The 16,627-nt window shown below is 67.3% G+C and carries 15 protein-coding genes; 13 read left to right on the forward strand and 2 right to left on the reverse strand.

Annotated elements, in window-relative coordinates:
- Both MSZK_RS27655 and chvE read right to left on the reverse strand, forming a co-directional pair.
- Positions 1-1,319, reverse strand: a 1,319-nt coding sequence (locus MSZK_RS27655; RefSeq protein WP_099251743.1) for an ATP-binding cassette domain-containing protein, incomplete at its 3' end; no start/stop codon positions are given.
- 32 nt (positions 1,320-1,351) lie between these two features.
- Entirely contained in the window at positions 1,352-2,452 is a 1,101-nt protein-coding gene (gene chvE, locus MSZK_RS27660) for a multiple monosaccharide ABC transporter substrate-binding protein (protein ID WP_099251732.1), read from the reverse strand.
- A 281-nt stretch (positions 2,453-2,733) separates the two neighbouring features.
- On the opposite strand from chvE, the gene MSZK_RS27665 reads away from it, so the two are divergent.
- The 13 genes from MSZK_RS27665 to MSZK_RS27725 all read left to right on the forward strand — a co-directional run.
- The gene (locus MSZK_RS27665) at positions 2,734-3,720 is read left to right on the forward strand and encodes an ABC transporter substrate-binding protein (RefSeq protein WP_099251733.1); all 987 of its coding nucleotides are present in this window, start codon (positions 2,734-2,736) and stop codon (positions 3,718-3,720) included.
- 26 nt (positions 3,721-3,746) lie between these two features.
- On the forward strand, positions 3,747-5,276 hold the full coding sequence (locus MSZK_RS27670) for a sugar ABC transporter ATP-binding protein (RefSeq protein WP_233211550.1): 1,530 nt from the start codon (positions 3,747-3,749) through the stop codon (positions 5,274-5,276).
- Positions 5,273-6,364 (forward strand): ABC transporter permease, encoded by a 1,092-nt coding sequence (locus MSZK_RS27675; RefSeq protein ID WP_199203520.1) that lies wholly within the window; start codon positions 5,273-5,275, stop codon positions 6,362-6,364. Before MSZK_RS27670 ends, MSZK_RS27675 begins: the two co-directional genes overlap by 4 nt.
- Positions 6,361-7,362: a sugar ABC transporter permease YjfF gene (locus MSZK_RS27680; protein ID WP_099251734.1), complete on the forward strand. Its 1,002-nt coding sequence runs from the start codon at positions 6,361-6,363 to the stop codon at positions 7,360-7,362. Before MSZK_RS27675 ends, MSZK_RS27680 begins: the two co-directional genes overlap by 4 nt.
- On the forward strand, positions 7,359-8,387 hold the full coding sequence (locus tag MSZK_RS27685; RefSeq protein ID WP_099251735.1) for a LacI family DNA-binding transcriptional regulator: 1,029 nt from the start codon (positions 7,359-7,361) through the stop codon (positions 8,385-8,387). Before MSZK_RS27680 ends, MSZK_RS27685 begins: the two co-directional genes overlap by 4 nt.
- Positions 8,384-10,048: a ribulokinase gene (gene araB, locus MSZK_RS27690; RefSeq protein ID WP_099251736.1), complete on the forward strand. Its 1,665-nt coding sequence runs from the start codon at positions 8,384-8,386 to the stop codon at positions 10,046-10,048. The genes MSZK_RS27685 and araB overlap by 4 nt, the downstream gene beginning before the upstream one ends.
- On the forward strand, positions 10,045-10,758 hold the full coding sequence (locus MSZK_RS27695) for an L-ribulose-5-phosphate 4-epimerase (protein ID WP_099251737.1): 714 nt from the start codon (positions 10,045-10,047) through the stop codon (positions 10,756-10,758). Before araB ends, MSZK_RS27695 begins: the two co-directional genes overlap by 4 nt.
- Positions 10,755-12,266 carry an L-arabinose isomerase gene (gene araA, locus MSZK_RS27700; RefSeq protein WP_099251738.1) on the forward strand — a complete coding sequence of 504 codons (1,512 nt, stop codon included), beginning with the start codon at positions 10,755-10,757 and terminating at the stop codon, positions 12,264-12,266. Before MSZK_RS27695 ends, araA begins: the two co-directional genes overlap by 4 nt.
- Before the next feature lie 15 nt (positions 12,267-12,281).
- Positions 12,282-13,292: a zinc-binding dehydrogenase gene (locus MSZK_RS27705; protein ID WP_233211551.1), complete on the forward strand. Its 1,011-nt coding sequence runs from the start codon at positions 12,282-12,284 to the stop codon at positions 13,290-13,292.
- A 68-nt stretch (positions 13,293-13,360) separates the two neighbouring features.
- The gene (locus tag MSZK_RS27710; protein WP_099251740.1) at positions 13,361-13,945 is read left to right on the forward strand and encodes a M15 family metallopeptidase; all 585 of its coding nucleotides are present in this window, start codon (positions 13,361-13,363) and stop codon (positions 13,943-13,945) included.
- Between the two features lie 68 nt (positions 13,946-14,013).
- On the forward strand, positions 14,014-14,796 hold the full coding sequence (locus tag MSZK_RS27715; RefSeq protein WP_099251746.1) for a maleylpyruvate isomerase family mycothiol-dependent enzyme: 783 nt from the start codon (positions 14,014-14,016) through the stop codon (positions 14,794-14,796).
- A complete protein-coding gene (locus MSZK_RS27720; RefSeq protein ID WP_099251741.1) occupies positions 14,793-15,485 on the forward strand; it encodes a DsbA family protein in 693 nt (230 codons plus the stop codon). Before MSZK_RS27715 ends, MSZK_RS27720 begins: the two co-directional genes overlap by 4 nt.
- A gap of 99 nt (positions 15,486-15,584) precedes the next feature.
- Positions 15,585-16,627, forward strand: a 1,043-nt coding sequence (locus MSZK_RS27725) for a 13E12 repeat family protein (protein WP_099251742.1), incomplete at its 3' end; no start/stop codon positions are given.

Below are 16,627 nucleotides of genomic sequence, written 5' to 3' on the forward strand. Positions count from 1 at the left end.
ATCTCGTACTTGGCGCCGACGTCGATGCCGCGGGTGGGCTCGTCGAGGATCAGCACATCCGGGTCGGCGAAGATCCACTTGCTCAGGACGACCTTCTGCTGATTGCCGCCGGACAGATTGCCGGTGGTTGCGCGCACCGACGAGGTCTTGATGCGCATGTCCTTGCGGAAACGTTCGGCCACCACGGTCTCTTCGTGTTCGTTGATCACCGACGCCCGGCTCACCTTGTGCAGCGAGGCCATCGTCACGCTGCGGGCGATGTCGTCCATCAGGTTGAGCCCGAAGTGCTTGCGATCCTCGGTGGCGTACGCGATCTTGTGGCTGATGGCCTCCGGCACCGTGCGCGTGCGAATCTTCTTGCCGTCCTTGACGACAGTACCGCCGGCTTTGCGCCCGTAGCTGTGGCCGAAGACGCTCATGGCGAGCTCGGTGCGACCGGCCCCCATCAGCCCGGCCAGACCGACGACCTCGCCGCGCCGCACGTTGATCGAGACCCCGTCGACGACCTTGCGTTGCTGGTCGAGCGGATGGAAAACCGTCCAGTCCTCGATCGCGAAGGTGATCTCGCCGATGGTGTGCTCGGTGCGCTCCGGGAAGCGGTCGACCATGTCGCGGCCGACCATCCCCCGAATGATGTGTTCCTCGGTGAGCTCACCGTCGACCGGCCGGGTCTCGATGGTGCGGCCGTCGCGCAGGATCGTGACGGTGTCGGCGACCCGCATCACCTCGTTGAGCTTGTGCGAGATGATGATGCACGTCAGTCCCTGGCCGCGCAGGCCGGTGATCAGGTCGAGCAGGTGCCGACTGTCCTCGTCGTTGAGTGCCGCAGTGGGCTCGTCGAGGATGAGCAGCTTCACTTTCTTGGACAGCGCCTTGGCGATCTCGACCAGCTGTTGCTTGCCGACCCCGATGTCGGAGATTCGGGTGCGCGGGCTTTCGCGCAGCCCGACGCGATCGAGCAGTTGTTGCGCCTGCTGCATGGTCTCGTGCCAGCTGATCACCCCCGCCGAGGCGTGCTCGTTGCCCAGGAAGATGTTCTCGGCGATGGACAGCACCGGCACCAGTGCCAGCTCCTGGTGGATGATGCCGATGCCGCGTCGCTCGCTGGACCGGATGTCCTTGAAGTCGCCGGGCTGGCCGTCGAAAACGATCTCGCCCGTGTAGCTGCCGTGCGGATAGATCCCGCTGAGCACCTTCATCAGAGTCGACTTGCCCGCGCCGTTCTCTCCGCAGATAGCGTGGATCTCGCCGTGGCGCACGGTCAGGTTCACCTCGGACAGGGCGGTGACCCCGGCGAATTTCTTGGTGATTCCCCGCATTTCGAGCAGTGGCGGTGTCAGCAGGTCACCCGTCACGTGAGTTGTCCCGGCTTGTAGTAACCGGAGTCGATCAGCACCTTCTGGTAGTTGGTGGCATCCACGCTGACGGGCTGGAGCAGGAACGCCGGGACCACCTTCACGCCGTTGTCGTATGTCGTGGTGTCGTTGACCTCCGGCTTGCCTCCGGTGAGCAGCGAATCAGCCATCTGCACAGCTGCTTTGGCCAGCTCGCGGGTGTCTTTGAACACCGTCTCGGTCTGCTCGCCGGCGATGATCGACTTCACCGACGCCAGCTCGGCGTCTTGACCGGTGACGATCGGCAGTGGATTGGTCGGTGTGCCGTAGCCGGAGCTCTTCAATGCCGAGATGATGCCCAGCGAGATGCCGTCGTAGGGCGACAGCACCGCATCCACCCGACCGGTGGTGTAGGCCCTGCTGAGCAGGTTGTCCATCCGTGACTGCGCCAGCCCGCCGTCCCACCGCAGGGTTGCCACCTGGTCGAAGGAGGTCTGTCCGCTCTTGACGACGAGCTTGCCGCTGTCGAGGTAGGGCTTGAGCACGCTCATCGCGCCGTTGAAGAAGAAGGTCGCGTTGTTGTCGTCGGGCGACCCGGCGAACAGTTCGATGTTGAAGGGGCCCTTGCCATCTGCCAGTCCGAGCCGGTCGACGATGTAGGTGGCCTGCAGGACGCCGACCTTGAAGTTGTCGAACGTCGCGTAGTAGTCGACGTTCTGGGTCCCGCGGATCAACCGGTCGTAGCTGACCACCGGGATCTTCGCGTCGGCGGCGCGCTGCAGCGTGTTGGTCAGCGACGAGCTGTCGATCGGCGCGATCACCAGCACCTTGACGCCCTTGGTGATCATGTTCTCGATCTGCGACACCTGGTTCTGCACGACGTCGTCGCCGTACTGCAGGTCGGGGGTGTAGCCGAGTGCTTTGAACTGCTCGGCCATGTTGTTGCCGTCGGCGACCCAGCGCTCGGAGGACTTCGTCGGCATCGAGATGCCTACGGTCCCGGTCCGTTCGCCACCGCTTGCGCCGGTGTCGGTTGTCGTGGGACGGCCGCAGCCGGCGCTGGTGAGCGCGGCCGCCAGGGCGAGTGCGCCCGCTATCCGAACAAAGCCCATGCGCATGAAGACCCTCCGTCTTGGTCGACCTCGTACCGCGGTCACGCAGACCGGACGAGCAATGATGTGAGCGCTAACATTCACGATCTTGTGACGGGGCTCACGGCTTTGTCAAGACCGCGGCTGCAATCGATGTGAGCGCTAACAAACGGTTGACAGGGTCAGAATGTGAGCGTTAACATCCGACGGTGTAACGCCGGTCACATCGTCTGCGGCATCCGCCGTGGCCGGTCGGATTCCCTGCGGCACAGGCCGATCCGGACATCCGGGACATCGAAGGAGTTGTCGTGAAAAGGATTCTCACCGCGGTGCTCGGCATCGCGACGATTGGTGTGCTGGCTGCGTGCGGCAGCGGGCCTGCGCCGGGTGGTGAGTCCGGTAGCCGGACCGCGGGCGGCGCCATCACCATGGGCTTCTCCCAGGTGGGTGCCGAGAGCGGCTGGCGCACCGCCAACACCACCTCGATCCAGGACGCCGCCAAGGCAGCCGGAGTCAACCTGAAGTTCTCCGACGCCAACGGCGTGCAGGAGAACCAGATCTCCGCCATCCGCTCGTTCGTGCAGCAGCGGGTCGACGTCATCGCCTTCAGCCCGGTGGTGCGCACCGGCTGGGACGCGGTGCTGCTGGAAGCCAAGAACGCCGGTATCCCGGTCATCCTCACCGACCGTGCCGTCGACACCCAGGAAAAGGATGTCTACAAGACATTCCTGGGGGCCGACTTCGTCCAAGAGGGCAAGTGGGCCGGCGAGTGGGTGGTCAAGCAGTACGCGGGAACCCCGGGCCCGGTCAACATCGTCCAACTCGAGGGCACCACCGGCTCCGATCCGGCGCTGGAACGCAGCTCCGGGTTCGCCGACGCCATCGCCGCAAACCCCGGCCTCAAGGTGATTGCCTCGCAGACCGGCGATTTCACCCGGTCCGGCGGCAAGCAGGTGATGGAGGCCTTCCTGAAGGCCAACCCCAAGATCGACGTGGTGTTCGCGCAGAACGACGACATGGCGCTCGGCGCGGTCGAAGCGATCCAGGCCGCCGGCCTCAAACCGGGTCAGGACATCAAGATCGTGGCCATCGACGCCACCCATGACGGCATGCAGGCACTTGCCGACGGCAAGCTGAACTTCATCGTCGAATGCAATCCGCTGCTCGGCCCGCAACTGATGGATCTCGCCAAGAAGGTGGTGGCCGGGGAGACCGTCCCGGCCCGGGTCGTCACCCCGGACCAGACCTTCGACCAACAACAGGCCGCCGCCGCCCTCCCCGAACGCAAGTACTGACACCGCCCCGCACCGAAGGAACCACGATGACCGCACCGCGCCTCGCGCCCACCGAACAGCCGGTGGTCGCCATGCACGATGTCACCATCGACTTCCCCGGTGTCAGGGCGCTCGACGGTGTCGACTTCCGGCTGCTGCCCGGTGAAATCCACGCGCTGATGGGAGAGAACGGCGCGGGCAAGTCGACCTTGATCAAGGCGCTGACCGGTGTCTACGACATCGACGCGGGCCAGATCACGATCGACGGTGTCGAGCAACGGTTCAGCGGTCCCCGGCAGGCGCAGGACGCCGGCATCAGCACCGTCTACCAAGAGGTCAATCTCTGCACCAATCTGACGGTGGCCGAGAATATCCTGCTGGGCCGCGAACCCCGCCGACTCGGCCGGATCGACTACCGGTCGATGAACCGCACCGCCGCCGGACTCCTCGGCGAACTCGACCTCACCATCGATCCGAGCTCGGCGCTCGGCGATCATCCGATCGCCGTGCAACAGCTGGTCGCAATCGTGCGGGCGATGGCCGTCAAGGCGCGGGTACTGATCCTCGACGAGCCGACCTCGAGCCTGGATGCCGAGGAAGTCGCCGAACTCTTCCGGGTGATGCGCCGGCTTAGGGACGCGGGGACGGCGATTCTGTTCGTCTCCCACTTCCTCGACCAGGTCTACGAGATCTCCGACCGGATGACGGTGTTACGCAACGGCAGACTGGTGGGCGAATACCCGACGTCGTCGTTGGACCGGGTGGCGCTGGTCGCGGCGATGCTCGGCCGCGAACTCGATCTGCTCGACGAGATCGTCGACACGGTCACCCACACCGACCCCGGCACCGAACCGGTGCTGCGGGCCAGGGGCATCGGTCGCGAACCGCGGGTGCATCCGCTCGACCTCGACATCCACACCGGCGAAGTGGTCGGCTTGGCGGGACTGCTGGGCTCGGGCCGAACCGAGTTGGCGCGCTTGCTGTTCGGCGCCGACCGCGCGACCAGCGGGGAAATGGTGGTCGACGGCAAACCGGCCAGGCTGCGATCTCCGCGGGCTGCCATCGCCAGGAAGTTCGCATTCACCTCCGAGGACCGCAAGGGCGAAGGCATCGTCGGCGAGCTCAGCGTGCGGGACAACCTGGTGCTTGCGCTGCAGGCGCGACGCGGCTTCGCCCGTCCGCTGGCCAAGAAGACCAAGGACGATCTGGTGGCCCGCTACCTGGAGGCCCTCGACATCCGGCCGCGACGCCCGGAAACCGCTGTCAAGGATCTCAGCGGCGGCAACCAGCAGAAGGTGTTGTTGGCGCGTTGGCTGATCACCCAACCGCGGCTGCTGATCCTCGACGAGCCCACCCGGGGGATCGACGTCGGCGCCAAGGCCCAGATTCAGAAGCTGGTCGCCGACCTGGCCGCCGAGGGCATGGCGGTGATGTTCATCTCCGCCGAACTCGACGAGGTCGCCCGGATCAGCGACCGCGTGGTGGTGCTCCGCGACGGGCGCTGCATAGCCCAGGTCGGCCGGGAATGCACGGCGCAGGAGCTGACCGCGCTCATCGCAGGCGGGAGCGGATCATGATCAAGAAACTGGGCGCGTCGCCGTTGGTCTGGCCGGTGCTGGCGCTGGTCGCCCTGCTGGTGGTGAATGTCGTTCTGACACCGAGCTTTCTGAGCGTGCGGATCCAGGATGGGCACCTGTTCGGCAGCGTGATCGACATCCTGCGCAACGGCGCGCCCACCATGCTGGTGGCGCTCGGCATGACACTGGTGATCGCCTCGCGGGGGATCGACCTGTCGGTGGGCGCGGTGGTCGCGGTCAGTGGGGCGCTGGCCTGCGCCCACATCGCCGCCTCCGCCGATCCGGCAGCGGTTGGCACGGTGGTCACCGCGATGGGAATCGCGCTGGGCGCCGCCGTCGGACTCGGACTGTGGAATGGCTTGCTGGTGTCGGTATTCGGGGTGCAGCCGATCATCGCGACCCTGGTACTGATGACCGCAGGACGGGGAATCGCGCTGTCGATCACCGACGGGCAGATCGTCACGGTCAGCAGCGCGCCGTTCAAGATCCTCGGTGCGGGCTACGCGTTCGGGCTACCGGTGGCGATCCTGGTCAGCTTGTCGGTGTTCGCTCTGGTCGGGTTGTTGACCAGGCGGACCGCGCTGGGTCTGCTGCTGGAATCGGTCGGTATCAATCCCGAGGCCAGCCGGCTCGCCGGGGTGCGCCACCGCACCATCGTGTTCACCGTCTACGTCTTCTGCGCCCTGTGCGCGGGAGTCGCCGGGCTGATGATCGCGTCGAACATCTCGGCGGCCGATGCCAACAACGCCGGACTGTGGATCGAGATGGATGCCATCCTCGCGGTGGTCATCGGTGGCACCTCGCTGTCGGGTGGGCGGTTCAGCCTGACCGGAACCATCCTGGGAGCCTTGATCATCCAGGCGCTGACCACCACGGTCTACACCGCGGGGATCACCCCCGAGACGACGCTGGTGTTCAAGGCTTTGGTGGTGGTCGCGGTGTGCCTGCTGCAGGCGCCCAGGTTCCGGGCGTTGATGGCACGGCTGCGGCACCGGCCGTCCCGGCCGCGGCCCGCATCCCCGGCGAATCCGGTCCCGGTGCCGCCGGCTACGGCATCGACCTCGATCTCGGCGATGGCGGCCAAATGAGCACCCAGATCTCGGTCCGGCCCCAACTCGACGCGTCGGCATTCCTGCGCAGGGTCCGCGGCCGCTACCTGTCGCCCGTCGTGTCGCTGCTGCTGTTCGTGGTGATGTTCGCCGTCGTGGTCACCCGGTACGACTTCGCCAGCCCCACCCAGGTGTTCCTGAACTTGTTGGTGGACAACGCCTACCTGATCGTGCTGGCCGTCGGCATGACGTTCGTGATCCTCACGGGCGGGATCGACCTCAGCGTCGGGGCCGTCGTGGCACTGTCCACGGTCATCGTCGCCACCGCCCTGCGGGCCGGTTGGCCCGCCCCGCTGGCGATGGCCGCGGCCCTGGTGGTGGGCCCGCTGCTGGGGCTGACGATGGGGTTGATCGTCGAGTACTTCGACGTGCAGCCGTTCATCGTCACCCTCGCCGGGATGTTCCTGGCCCGCGGCCTGTGCTACGTCATCAGCGTCAACACCCTGCCGATCAAGGATCCGGTGATGCGGGCGCTGGGGCTGAACTACCTGTACCTCTACGAGGACAAGTTCATCCGCTGGACGGTGGTGATCGCCGCGGTCGTGGTGTGTGTCGCCGTGTACGTCCTGCATCAGACCCGGTTCGGCCGCACCGTCTACGCGATCGGCGGCAACCGGCAGTCGGCTCAGCTGATGGGGTTGCGCGCAGCTCAGGCCCGGGTGTCGGTCTACGCGATCAGCGGTCTGTGCGCCTCACTGGCGGGACTTCTGCTGGCGGTGCAGAAACTGTCGGGTTACAGCCTCAACGGTGTCGGCATGGAGCTTGACGCCATCGCTGCCGCGGTCATCGGCGGCGTCCTGCTGTCCGGCGGTGTCGGCTTCGTGCTCGGCTCGGTGGTCGGGGTGCTGGTGCTGGGCACCATCCAGTTGTTCGTCACCACCGCCAATCTCGACTCCTATTGGACCCGGATCATGACAGGTGGTCTGCTCTTGGTATTCGTCCTCGTGCAGCGATTAGTGGTGAGGAGACCGCGATGAGCAGCCAGCCGACCCAACCGCCGACACCCAAGCCGGTGATGGCCGACGTGGCGCGGCTTGCCGGCGTCAGTCACCAGACCGTGTCCCGAGTGATCAACGGCTCCAGCAGTATCCGGCCCGCGACCAAGGCGCGCGTCGAGCAGGCGATCGAGGAACTGGGCTACCGACCCAACACCGCCGCACGCGCGCTGGTCACCCGGCGTTCGGGGATCATCGGCATCGTCGGCACCAACAGCGGGCTGTACGGGCCGTCGAGCATCCAGCGATCGGTGCAGGAGGCCGCTCGGGCCGCCGGCTACTTCTCCAGCCTGGTGCCGCTGGCCGAGGTCACCGTCGAGGGTTTGCGCGGTGCCCTGGATCATCTTGCCCAGCAGTCGGTCGAGGCGATCGTGATGGTGGCCGCGCAGGAGGACGCGCTGGCGGTCGCACATTCCGCCGAGGCCGGTCTGCCGCTGATCGTCGTCGAAGGCGACCTCTCGGGGCGCGGACTCAGTGTCGGCGTCGACCAGATCGACGGCGCCTGCCAGGCCACCCGGTACCTGATCGAGCTCGGGCACCGCGCCATCGATCACGTGTCGGGACCGATGAGCTGGACCGAGGCCAAGGGCCGCCGTACCGGCTACGAACAGGCCATGCGGGCCGCCGGCCTGGAGCCCGGTGCGCATTGGCAGGGTGACTGGACCCCGGCTTGCGGTTACGAGATCGGTCGGGAGATCGCCCGCGAGCGCAGTGCCACAGCGGTTTTCGTCGCCAATGACCAGATGGCGATCGGGGTGCTGCACGCGTTCACCGAAGCCGGACTGGCGGTGCCTGGGGACGTGAGCGTGGTGGGCTTCGACGACATCCCCGAGGCCGCCTACCTCAACCCGTCACTGACCACCGTCCGGCAGGACTTCCAGGCGATCGGCCAGCGCGCCATCGACCTGGTGACGGCGACGTTGGCCGGATCGACCACGAGCGTGCCGTTGCTGTCGCCGGAACTGATCGTCCGCGACAGCACCGCGGTGAACAGGGAGAACACGTGAGCCGTCAGAAGTACACCGTTGGAGTCGATTTCGGAACGCTGTCCGGCCGGGCGCTGGTGGTGCGGGTCGAGGACGGTCACGAACTCGCCAGCGCCGAGCATCCGTACGAACACGGCGTGATCACCCAGTCGCTCCCGGGCACCGATGTTCGCCTGCCCGCCCAGTGGGCTCTGCAGGTGCCGTCGGACTACGTCAGCGTGCTACGCACGGCCGTGCCGCAGGCCATCGCGTGGGCCGGGATCGACCCCGCCGACGTCATCGGCATCGGCACGGACTTCACCGCGTGCACCATGATCCCCGTGCGCAGCGACGGAACGCCGCTGTGCGAGCTGCCGGAGTACACACAACGTCCGCACGGGTACGCCAAGCTGTGGCGCCACCATTCGCCGCAACCGCAGGCGGACCGCATCAACGCCGTCGCCGCCCAGCGTGGTGAATGGTGGCTGCCGCGCTACGGCGGCACGATCTCCAGTGAATGGGAGTTCGCCAAGGCGCTGGAGATGCTCGAGGAGGACCCGCAGGCCTACCTGGACATGGATCACTTCGTCGAGGCGGCTGACTGGATCGTCTGGCAATTGACGGGCACCTACGTCCGCAACGCCTGCAGTGCGGGCTACAAGGGGATTCGCCAGGACGGCGAGTATCCGTCCCGCGAGTTCCTGGCGGCCGTGCACCCCGAGTTCGCCGATGTCGTCGCCAAACTGGACCAACCGATCGGCCAGCTCGGCGACCGAGCCGGCCATCTCAGCGCGCAGGCGGCGCAGTGGACCGGACTTCCGGAGGGAATCCCGGTGGCCGTCGGCAATGTCGACGCCCACGTGACGGTGGCCGCCGCCGACGCAGTCGAGTCCGGCCAACTGGTCGCGATCATGGGCACGTCGACCTGCCATGTGATGAACTCCGAGGTGCTCCGAGAGGTACCCGGGATGTGCGGGGTGGTCGACGGCGGGATCCTGCGGGGCCGGTGGGGTTACGAGGCCGGGCAATCCGGCGTCGGCGACATCTTCGCCTGGTTCGTCGACAACTGTGTGCCTGAACGTCACCAGGTCGCCGCCCGTGACGCGGGCCTGTCCGTGCACGAGTACCTGACCGACCTGGCGGCACGTCAACAGGTCGGTGAGCACGGCCTGGTCGCGCTGGATTGGCACAGCGGAAACCGCTCGGTGCTGGTCGATCACGAGCTCTCCGGTGTGATGGTCGGCCAAACCTTGGCAACCACCTGCGTGGACATGTACCGGGCGCTGTTGGAGGCCACCGCATTCGGGACACGAATGATCGTGGAGACCTTCGTCGGCAGCGGGGTACCGGTCACCGAGTTCGTGGTGGCCGGCGGGCTGCTGAAGAACCGCCTGCTGATGCAGATCTACGCCGACGTCCTGGACCTGCCGTTGTCCACGGTGCCCTCGACCCAGGCACCCGCACTGGGCTCGGCCATCCATGCCGCCACCGCGGCCGGAGCATTCGGCGACGTGCGCGCCGCCGCCAAACAGATGGGCAACCGCATTCGCGGTGCCTACACACCGATTCCGGCCAATGTCGCCGCCTACAACCAGCTCTACCACCAGTACGTCGAGGTGCATGACTGGTTCGGTCGCGGCAACGACATGATGCGCCGGCTCCGCCGGATCGGTGCGTCCCGACCAGCGGGAGCTGCCCCATGACGATCACCGCCGAGGTCAACCGCCTCATTACCGAGCTGCGGCAGCAGGTGTGCGATCTGCACGCTCACCTGACCCACTACGAACTGGTCATCTGGACGGCGGGCAACGTCTCCGCCCGCGTGCCCGGCAGCGACCTGATGGTGATCAAACCCTCAGGGGCTGACTATGATTCGCTGACAGCCGACGACATGGTGGTGTGCGACCTGCACGGCAACCTGGTCGACGGTGCGCTGGCCCCGTCGTCGGACACCGCCGCGCACGCCTACGTGTACCGCCACATGCCCGAGGTGGGCGGCGTGGTGCACACCCACTCCACCTACGCCACCGCCTGGGCGGCCCGGGGCGAACCGATACCGTGCGTCCTGACGATGGCCGCCGACGAGTTCGGCGGGGACATCCCGGTCGGACCCTTCGCGTTGATCGGCGACGACTCCATCGGGCGTGGGATCGTGGAGACGTTGCGGGGCAGCCGATCCCCGGCCGTGCTGATGCGTAACCACGGACCGTTCACGATCGGGCGGACCGCCCGCGACGCCGTCAAGGCAGCGGTGATGGTCGAAGACGTGGCCCGCACCGTCCACATCAGCCGCCAGCTCGGAGCGACACCGCCGATCGACCCGGCCGACGTCGCGGCGTTGTTCGAGCGCTACCAGAACGTGTATGGCCAGCCGGGCCGGCACGCCGACACCCTCCAGGAGAACCACCGATGATCGTGTCCCGACTTGTCACCAGTCAGGTGTGGCTGATCACCGGCAGCCAAACCATGTACGGGCCGGGCATTCTGGACCAGGTCGCCGACCAGTCGCGCCAGATCGCCGCACAGCTCGACGACAGCCCCGCCATCCCGGTCGAGGTGCGGTGGCTGCCCGTCGTCACCGACTCCGACGAGATCGCCCGGGTCCTGGGCGAGGCGAACGCCTCCCCGGACTGCATCGGGGTGATCGCGTGGATGCACACCTTCTCGCCGGCCAAGATGTGGATCCGGGGACTCAAGACGCTGCGCAAGCCGTTGCTGCACCTGCACACCCAGTTCGGTGTCGAGCTGCCCTGGCACAGCATCGACATGGACTTCATGAATCTCAACCAAGCCGCCCACGGCGACCGCGAGTTCGGATACATCCAGTCGCGACTGTCGTCGTCCCGCAAGACGATTGCCGGCCACGTCAGCGACCCGCGCACCTGTGCGCGGGTGGGTTCCTGGGTGCGGGCGGCGCTGGGCACCGCCGAACTGTCGACGCTGAAGGTCGCGCGGTTCGGGGACAACATGCGCGGTGTGGCCGTCACCGAAGGTGACAAGGTGGAAGCCGAGGCTCATTTCGGGGCGTCGATCGACACCTACGGCGTCAATGATCTGGTCGAGGTGGTGGACGCGATCCGCCCGGCCGACGTCGACAAGCTGGTGCGCGAGTACGAGCACAGCTATGACGTCGCGCCCGAGTTGCTGCCCGGCGGTGACCGGCACGGATCGTTACGAGACGGCGCCCAGATCGAGCTTGGCCTGCGGAAGTTCCTGCAGGACGGCGGCTTCCATGCGTTCACGACGAACTTCGAGGATCTGGGCGGGCTGCGTCAGCTCCCCGGACTGGCGGTGCAGCGGCTGATGGCCGACGGCTACGGGTTCGGTGCCGAAGGCGACTGGAAGACCGCGATGTTGCTCCGCGCCGTGAAGGCGATGTCGGAGGGACTGCCGGGCGGCACCTCGTTCATGGAGGACTACACCTACGACCTCACCCCTGGTCGCGAATGCATCCTCGGCGCCCACATGCTGGAGGTGTGTCCGAGCATCGCGGCGGGGCTGCCCAAGCTGGAGGTCCATCCGTTGTCGATCGGCCGCCGCGCCGATCCGGTCCGGTTGCGCTTCACCGCAGCGCCCGCCGACGGAGTCATCATCGGGATCTGCGACATGGGCTCTCGATTCCGGCTGGTGGCCAACGATGTTCGATTGATCGAACCTGCCGAGGAACTGCCCAACCTCCCGGTCGCCTGCGCGGTGTGGGAGCCCCGGCCGTCGTGGGCCACCTCCACCGAAGCCTGGCTGATGGCGGGCGCGCCGCACCACACGGTGATGACCACCGCGGTCGGGATCGAGACGATCGACGACTTCGCCGCGATGACCGACACCGAACTGCTGGTGATCGACGAGGCCACCACGGTGCGCGGGTTTCGGCACGAGCTGAAGTGGAACGACGTGTATCACCATGTCGCCGCGGGCTTGTGAGCCGGTGATGAGCTGATGCTGGCCGGCCGTCTGTACGGCGTCGGCGATCTGCGGGTCGGCGCCGAACACGAGCCCGGCGCACCGCCGCCGGGCTGGTCACTGCTGGCGGTGACCGCGGTGGGGATCTGCGGATCCGACCTGCACTGGTTCGCCGACGGCGGGATCGGGGAGAACCGCATCGAGCACCCGGTGGTCCCGGGGCACGAGTTCGCCGCGGTCGCGATCACGGGTCCGCACGCCGGCCGCCGCGTGGCCGTCGACCCGGCCATTCCGTGCGGGACCTGCGAGATGTGCCGCTGCGGCCACCACAACCTCTGCCCGACAGTGCAGTTCGCCGGACACGGCGTGCTCGACGGTGCGCTGCGGGAGAAACTGCTGTGGCCCGATCACCTGTTGCATCCACTGCCCGACGAGCTCAGCGACGCGGCGGGAGCGCTGTTGGAACCCCTTGGTGTGGCGATTCACGCCGTCGGCCTCGGCCACCTACGGCCAGGATCCGACGTGGCCGTCGTGGGCGCGGGGCCGATCGGGAACCTCGCCGTTCAGGTCGCCGAACAAGCCGGTGCGCGAAGGGCGTTCGCCATCGAGCCGCTCGAACATCGTCGATTGGCCGCGGCACGCGCCGGGGCCGACGCGGTATGGACACCCGAGCTCGCGGTCGAGGGTATCCAGGAGGCGACGGCCGGGCGCGGCGTCGACGTCGTCATCGAGATGGCCGGCACCGACGAGGCGATCGCGACCGCCGTGCACGTCGTGCGCCCGGGCGGCCGTGTGGTGCTGGGCGGCATCCCGTCGCAGGACCAGTCGTCGTTTCCGGCGTCCGCCGCGCGGCGAAAAGGCGTGACGTTCGCGATGGTGCGGCGGATGAATGACACCTATCCCCGGGCGATCGGGCTGGCGACCGGCGCGATCGACCTGGATGCGGTCGTCACGGAACGCTATCCGCTGGTGCAGGCCGCCACGGCGTTCGAGTCGGCCACCGAGCGGCAGGGGCTGAAGGTCGTGGTGGCGGTGTCGGGCAGCTGAGAGTTCGCTGACGATGCGGGGGCACGGGTTTGCCGACGACGCGGTGTTGCGGCAATCATGGACCGATCATGCGCAGCACTCTCGCGTTCCTCGCGCCCGGCCCACTGGGAGTCGCCACCACCGTGGCACTGGCCCTGTTGGCCGGCGCGACGGCGCCGCAGCCGCCGCGAATCCGGCTGGCCGACAATACCGTTGTCGTGGCACCCCCCGCCGTGGCGGCCGATGACGGGTCGCTGGCTGACGGTCAAGTGCTGACCCCGTTCGACGTGCAGGACCCTGCCGTCGGACGCCTGGACCCGCGATTGCTCGACGCTGTTCAGCAGGCGGCCACCGCCGCCTCGGCCGACGGGATCACCATGACCATCACGTCGGGATGGCGCTCACCGGAGTTCCAGCAGCGCCTGCTCGACAATGCGATCGCTCAGTACGGCAGCCTGGCCGCCGCGCGCGAGTACGTCCAGACGCCGGAGGCTTCCAAACACGTCATCGGTGAGGCGGTCGACGTGGGTGGCGTGGGTGCTGACCAATGGCTGATTGCCAACGGCGCGCGGTTTGGGTTGTGCCGGATCTATGCCAACGAGCTGTGGCATTTCGAACTCGCCACCGACGCCGCGGGGGCCTGCCCGCCGCTGCTGCCCAACGCCGCAGGCTGAGGGGCGCGGCAGGGTGAATCGGCCCGATAAAGCCGCGCCCACCGGCCGCGCGTAGTTTGATCGGCACCATGAGAAGTCTCGATGAGATCCGCGACGCGCTGGAGGCCTGCTACACGTCGATCGAGGGCCTGTGTACCGAGCTCAGCGATGCCGACTGGAAGGCGCAGTCGTTGTGTCCGGACTGGGACATGCGGGCGGTGATCCAGCACGTGGTGAGCATCGAGGCGGTGCTGGCCGGGTGGTTGCCGCAGGATGTCACCACCCCGCCGCCGTTCGAGCGGGCGGCGGAGTTCCTCGCCGGCACCGACGAGCCTGCGGTGTTGGTGCAGAAGGTGGGTGCGGTGCTGGCCGAGCGGCGGCGCGACCTGGCTGCGCTGACGCCGGCCGATCTGGACCGGCCGTCGTGGATGCCGGTCGGCCCGGGTACCTACGGCCGGTTCTTGGAGATCCGGGTCTTCGACTTCTGGGTGCATGTCCGCGACATCACGATTCCGTTGGGCCGCCCGACCGATGATGCGGGCTTGGCCGCGGAGCTGGCCTTGGCCCAGGTGGAAGGTTCGATCGGCTACATCGCGGGCAAGAAGATCGGTGTGCCCGAGGGCGGCAGCATCGCGTTCCGGCTCACCGGCCCGCTGGTCCGGGAGATCAATGTGGCGGTCGATGGTCGCGCCAAACAGGTTGCCCACCTTGATAATCCAGATGCGACGCTGACGACGGACTCGACGACGTTCATCATGCTGGCCAGTGGACGCATCGATCCGCAGGCGCAGATCGATGCGGGTGTAGTCAGCTGGAGCGGCGACGCGGAGCTGGGTGAGCGCGCCGCCCGCAATCTGAGGTTCACGATGTGAGCGGTCAGCCGGAGTTCGTCGACTTCCACTTCGACGTCATGTGCCCGTACGCGTATCAGACGTCGCGCTGGATCCGCGAGGTGCGCGACCGGACCGGGCTGGTGGTGAACTGGCGGTTCTTCAGCCTCGAGGAGATCAACCGCCAAGAGGGCAAGAAGCACCCGTGGGAACGGGACTGGTCCTACGGCTGGTCCATGATGCGGATCGGCGCGCTGCTGCGCCGTCGGTCGATGGCCGATGTCGACGCCTGGTACGAGCGGGCCGCCCGGGCGTTGCACGTGGAGGGGCACAAGCCGCACGATCCGGCGGTCGCGCGGCACCTGCTCGGCGAGCTGGGATTCGATCCGGGGCTGGTCGATGCCGCGATCGCCGATCCCAGTACCAGCGACGAGGTGTTGGCCGATCATCAGCGCGTGGTGGCCGCCGACGGATACGGCGTGCCGACGCTGTTCTTCCCGGACGGACAGTGCCTGTTCGGCCCGGTGCTGATCGATCCGCCGACCGGTGACGCGGCGGTGCGGCTGTGGGATGCCGTGGTGGCGTGGACGGAGTTCCCGCACCTCTACGAGATTCAGCGGCCCAAGACCGCCGCCGACGGGCAATTGATCACCGAGACGTTCCGGCCCTATCTGGAAGCCCGCGACTGGGTGTCGATCAATCGTGGCGAGGTCGTCAGCTTCGGCGATTAGGGAACTGAATTCAGTTCCACGCCAGTGGTTTATCCCCAGTCTCGGGTTGATCCACAGGCTGGGGCGTTTCTGTCGGTGGTTCGAACTAGTGTTCTCAGCGTGGGTTCGATCGATGTGCTGTTGGCGGAGCTCGACGATGTCGTGGCTCGTCTGGCCGCGGTCGAGGTCGAGGCGGTGTCGGCGCCGGAGCGGTTCGCGGTGCTGGAGCGGTTGGAGGCCGCGCGGCGCCGTCAGGTCGCACTCTCACACTCCGTGGTCGCGCGGTTGGAGCGTTTCGAGGGCTGCCCGCCGGTCGGGATCGCGTTGGCGGATGTGTTGCGGGTCAGCCCGCGTGAGGCCAAACGCCGGATCCGGGATGCCGAACAGCTGGCGCCGCGGCGGGCGTTGACCGGGGAGCCGCTGGCACCGGTGCTGCCCGAAACCTCGAAGGCGTGGCGGGAGGGGTTGTTGGATGGTGAGCATCTGCGGGTGATCCAGCGGTTCTTCCGCGACCTGCCCGACCACGTCCCGGCTGTCGAGCGGGAGAAGGCCGAACGGTCGTTGGCCGACAAAGCTCGGGTGCTGCGCCCCGATCAACTGGACAAGCTCGCCTACCGGCTGGCGCTGCATCTGAACCCCGATGGCCGGTTCTCCGACGAAGACCGGGCCCGCAAGCGCGGCTTCACCTGGTGTGGCGGCCAACAGGTCGACGGGATGAGCGTCGGCCGGCTCATCGCCGACCCCGAACTACGGTCCCTGATGGATGCGTGGCTGGCGACGTTCGCCGCACCCGGCATGTGCAACCCCGCCGACGAGCAGCCCACCGTGAATGGCGAGCCCACCGACGAGGGCACGCAACGGGATCTGCGCAGCTGTGCTCAGCGCCAGCACGACGCCCTCACCGCGCTGCTGCGCAGCACGCTGGGCGATCCGAAACTGGGCCAGCACAACGGCCTACCCGTCACCGTGATCGCGACGGCCACCGTGCAAGACCTACAAGCCCAGACCGGGCACGCCGTCACCGCCGCCGGCACGCTGCTGCCGATCCCCGACCTGATCCGCATGGCCGCCCATGCCTACCAACTTGTTGAATCAGGAGCAGAAGAGCTCGGCCAATGGTCATGCTTTTCGAGGCGGTGGCCGGCTGTGCTCGATGCTTACCT

Origin of the sequence: Mycobacterium sp. shizuoka-1 (assembly GCF_002723835.1) — a bacterium.
GTDB lineage: Bacteria > Actinomycetota > Actinomycetes > Mycobacteriales > Mycobacteriaceae > Mycobacterium.

Excerpts from the sequence above, each read along its gene's own strand:
- chvE (WP_099251732.1), bottom strand. The coding sequence starts at position 2,452 with ATGCGCATGGGCTTTGTTCGGATAGCGGGCGCACTCGCCCTGGCGGCC.
- MSZK_RS27670 (WP_233211550.1), top strand. The coding sequence starts at position 3,747 with ATGACCGCACCGCGCCTCGCGCCCACCGAACAGCCGGTGGTCGCCATG.
- MSZK_RS27675 (WP_199203520.1), top strand. The coding sequence starts at position 5,273 with ATGATCAAGAAACTGGGCGCGTCGCCGTTGGTCTGGCCGGTGCTGGCG.
- MSZK_RS27680 (WP_099251734.1), top strand. The coding sequence starts at position 6,361 with ATGAGCACCCAGATCTCGGTCCGGCCCCAACTCGACGCGTCGGCATTC.
- MSZK_RS27685 (WP_099251735.1), top strand. The coding sequence starts at position 7,359 with ATGAGCAGCCAGCCGACCCAACCGCCGACACCCAAGCCGGTGATGGCC.
- MSZK_RS27695 (WP_099251737.1), top strand. The coding sequence starts at position 10,045 with ATGACGATCACCGCCGAGGTCAACCGCCTCATTACCGAGCTGCGGCAG.
- araA (WP_099251738.1), top strand. The coding sequence starts at position 10,755 with ATGATCGTGTCCCGACTTGTCACCAGTCAGGTGTGGCTGATCACCGGC.
- MSZK_RS27705 (WP_233211551.1), top strand. The coding sequence starts at position 12,282 with ATGCTGGCCGGCCGTCTGTACGGCGTCGGCGATCTGCGGGTCGGCGCC.
- MSZK_RS27710 (WP_099251740.1), top strand. The coding sequence starts at position 13,361 with ATGCGCAGCACTCTCGCGTTCCTCGCGCCCGGCCCACTGGGAGTCGCC.
- MSZK_RS27715 (WP_099251746.1), top strand. The coding sequence starts at position 14,014 with ATGAGAAGTCTCGATGAGATCCGCGACGCGCTGGAGGCCTGCTACACG.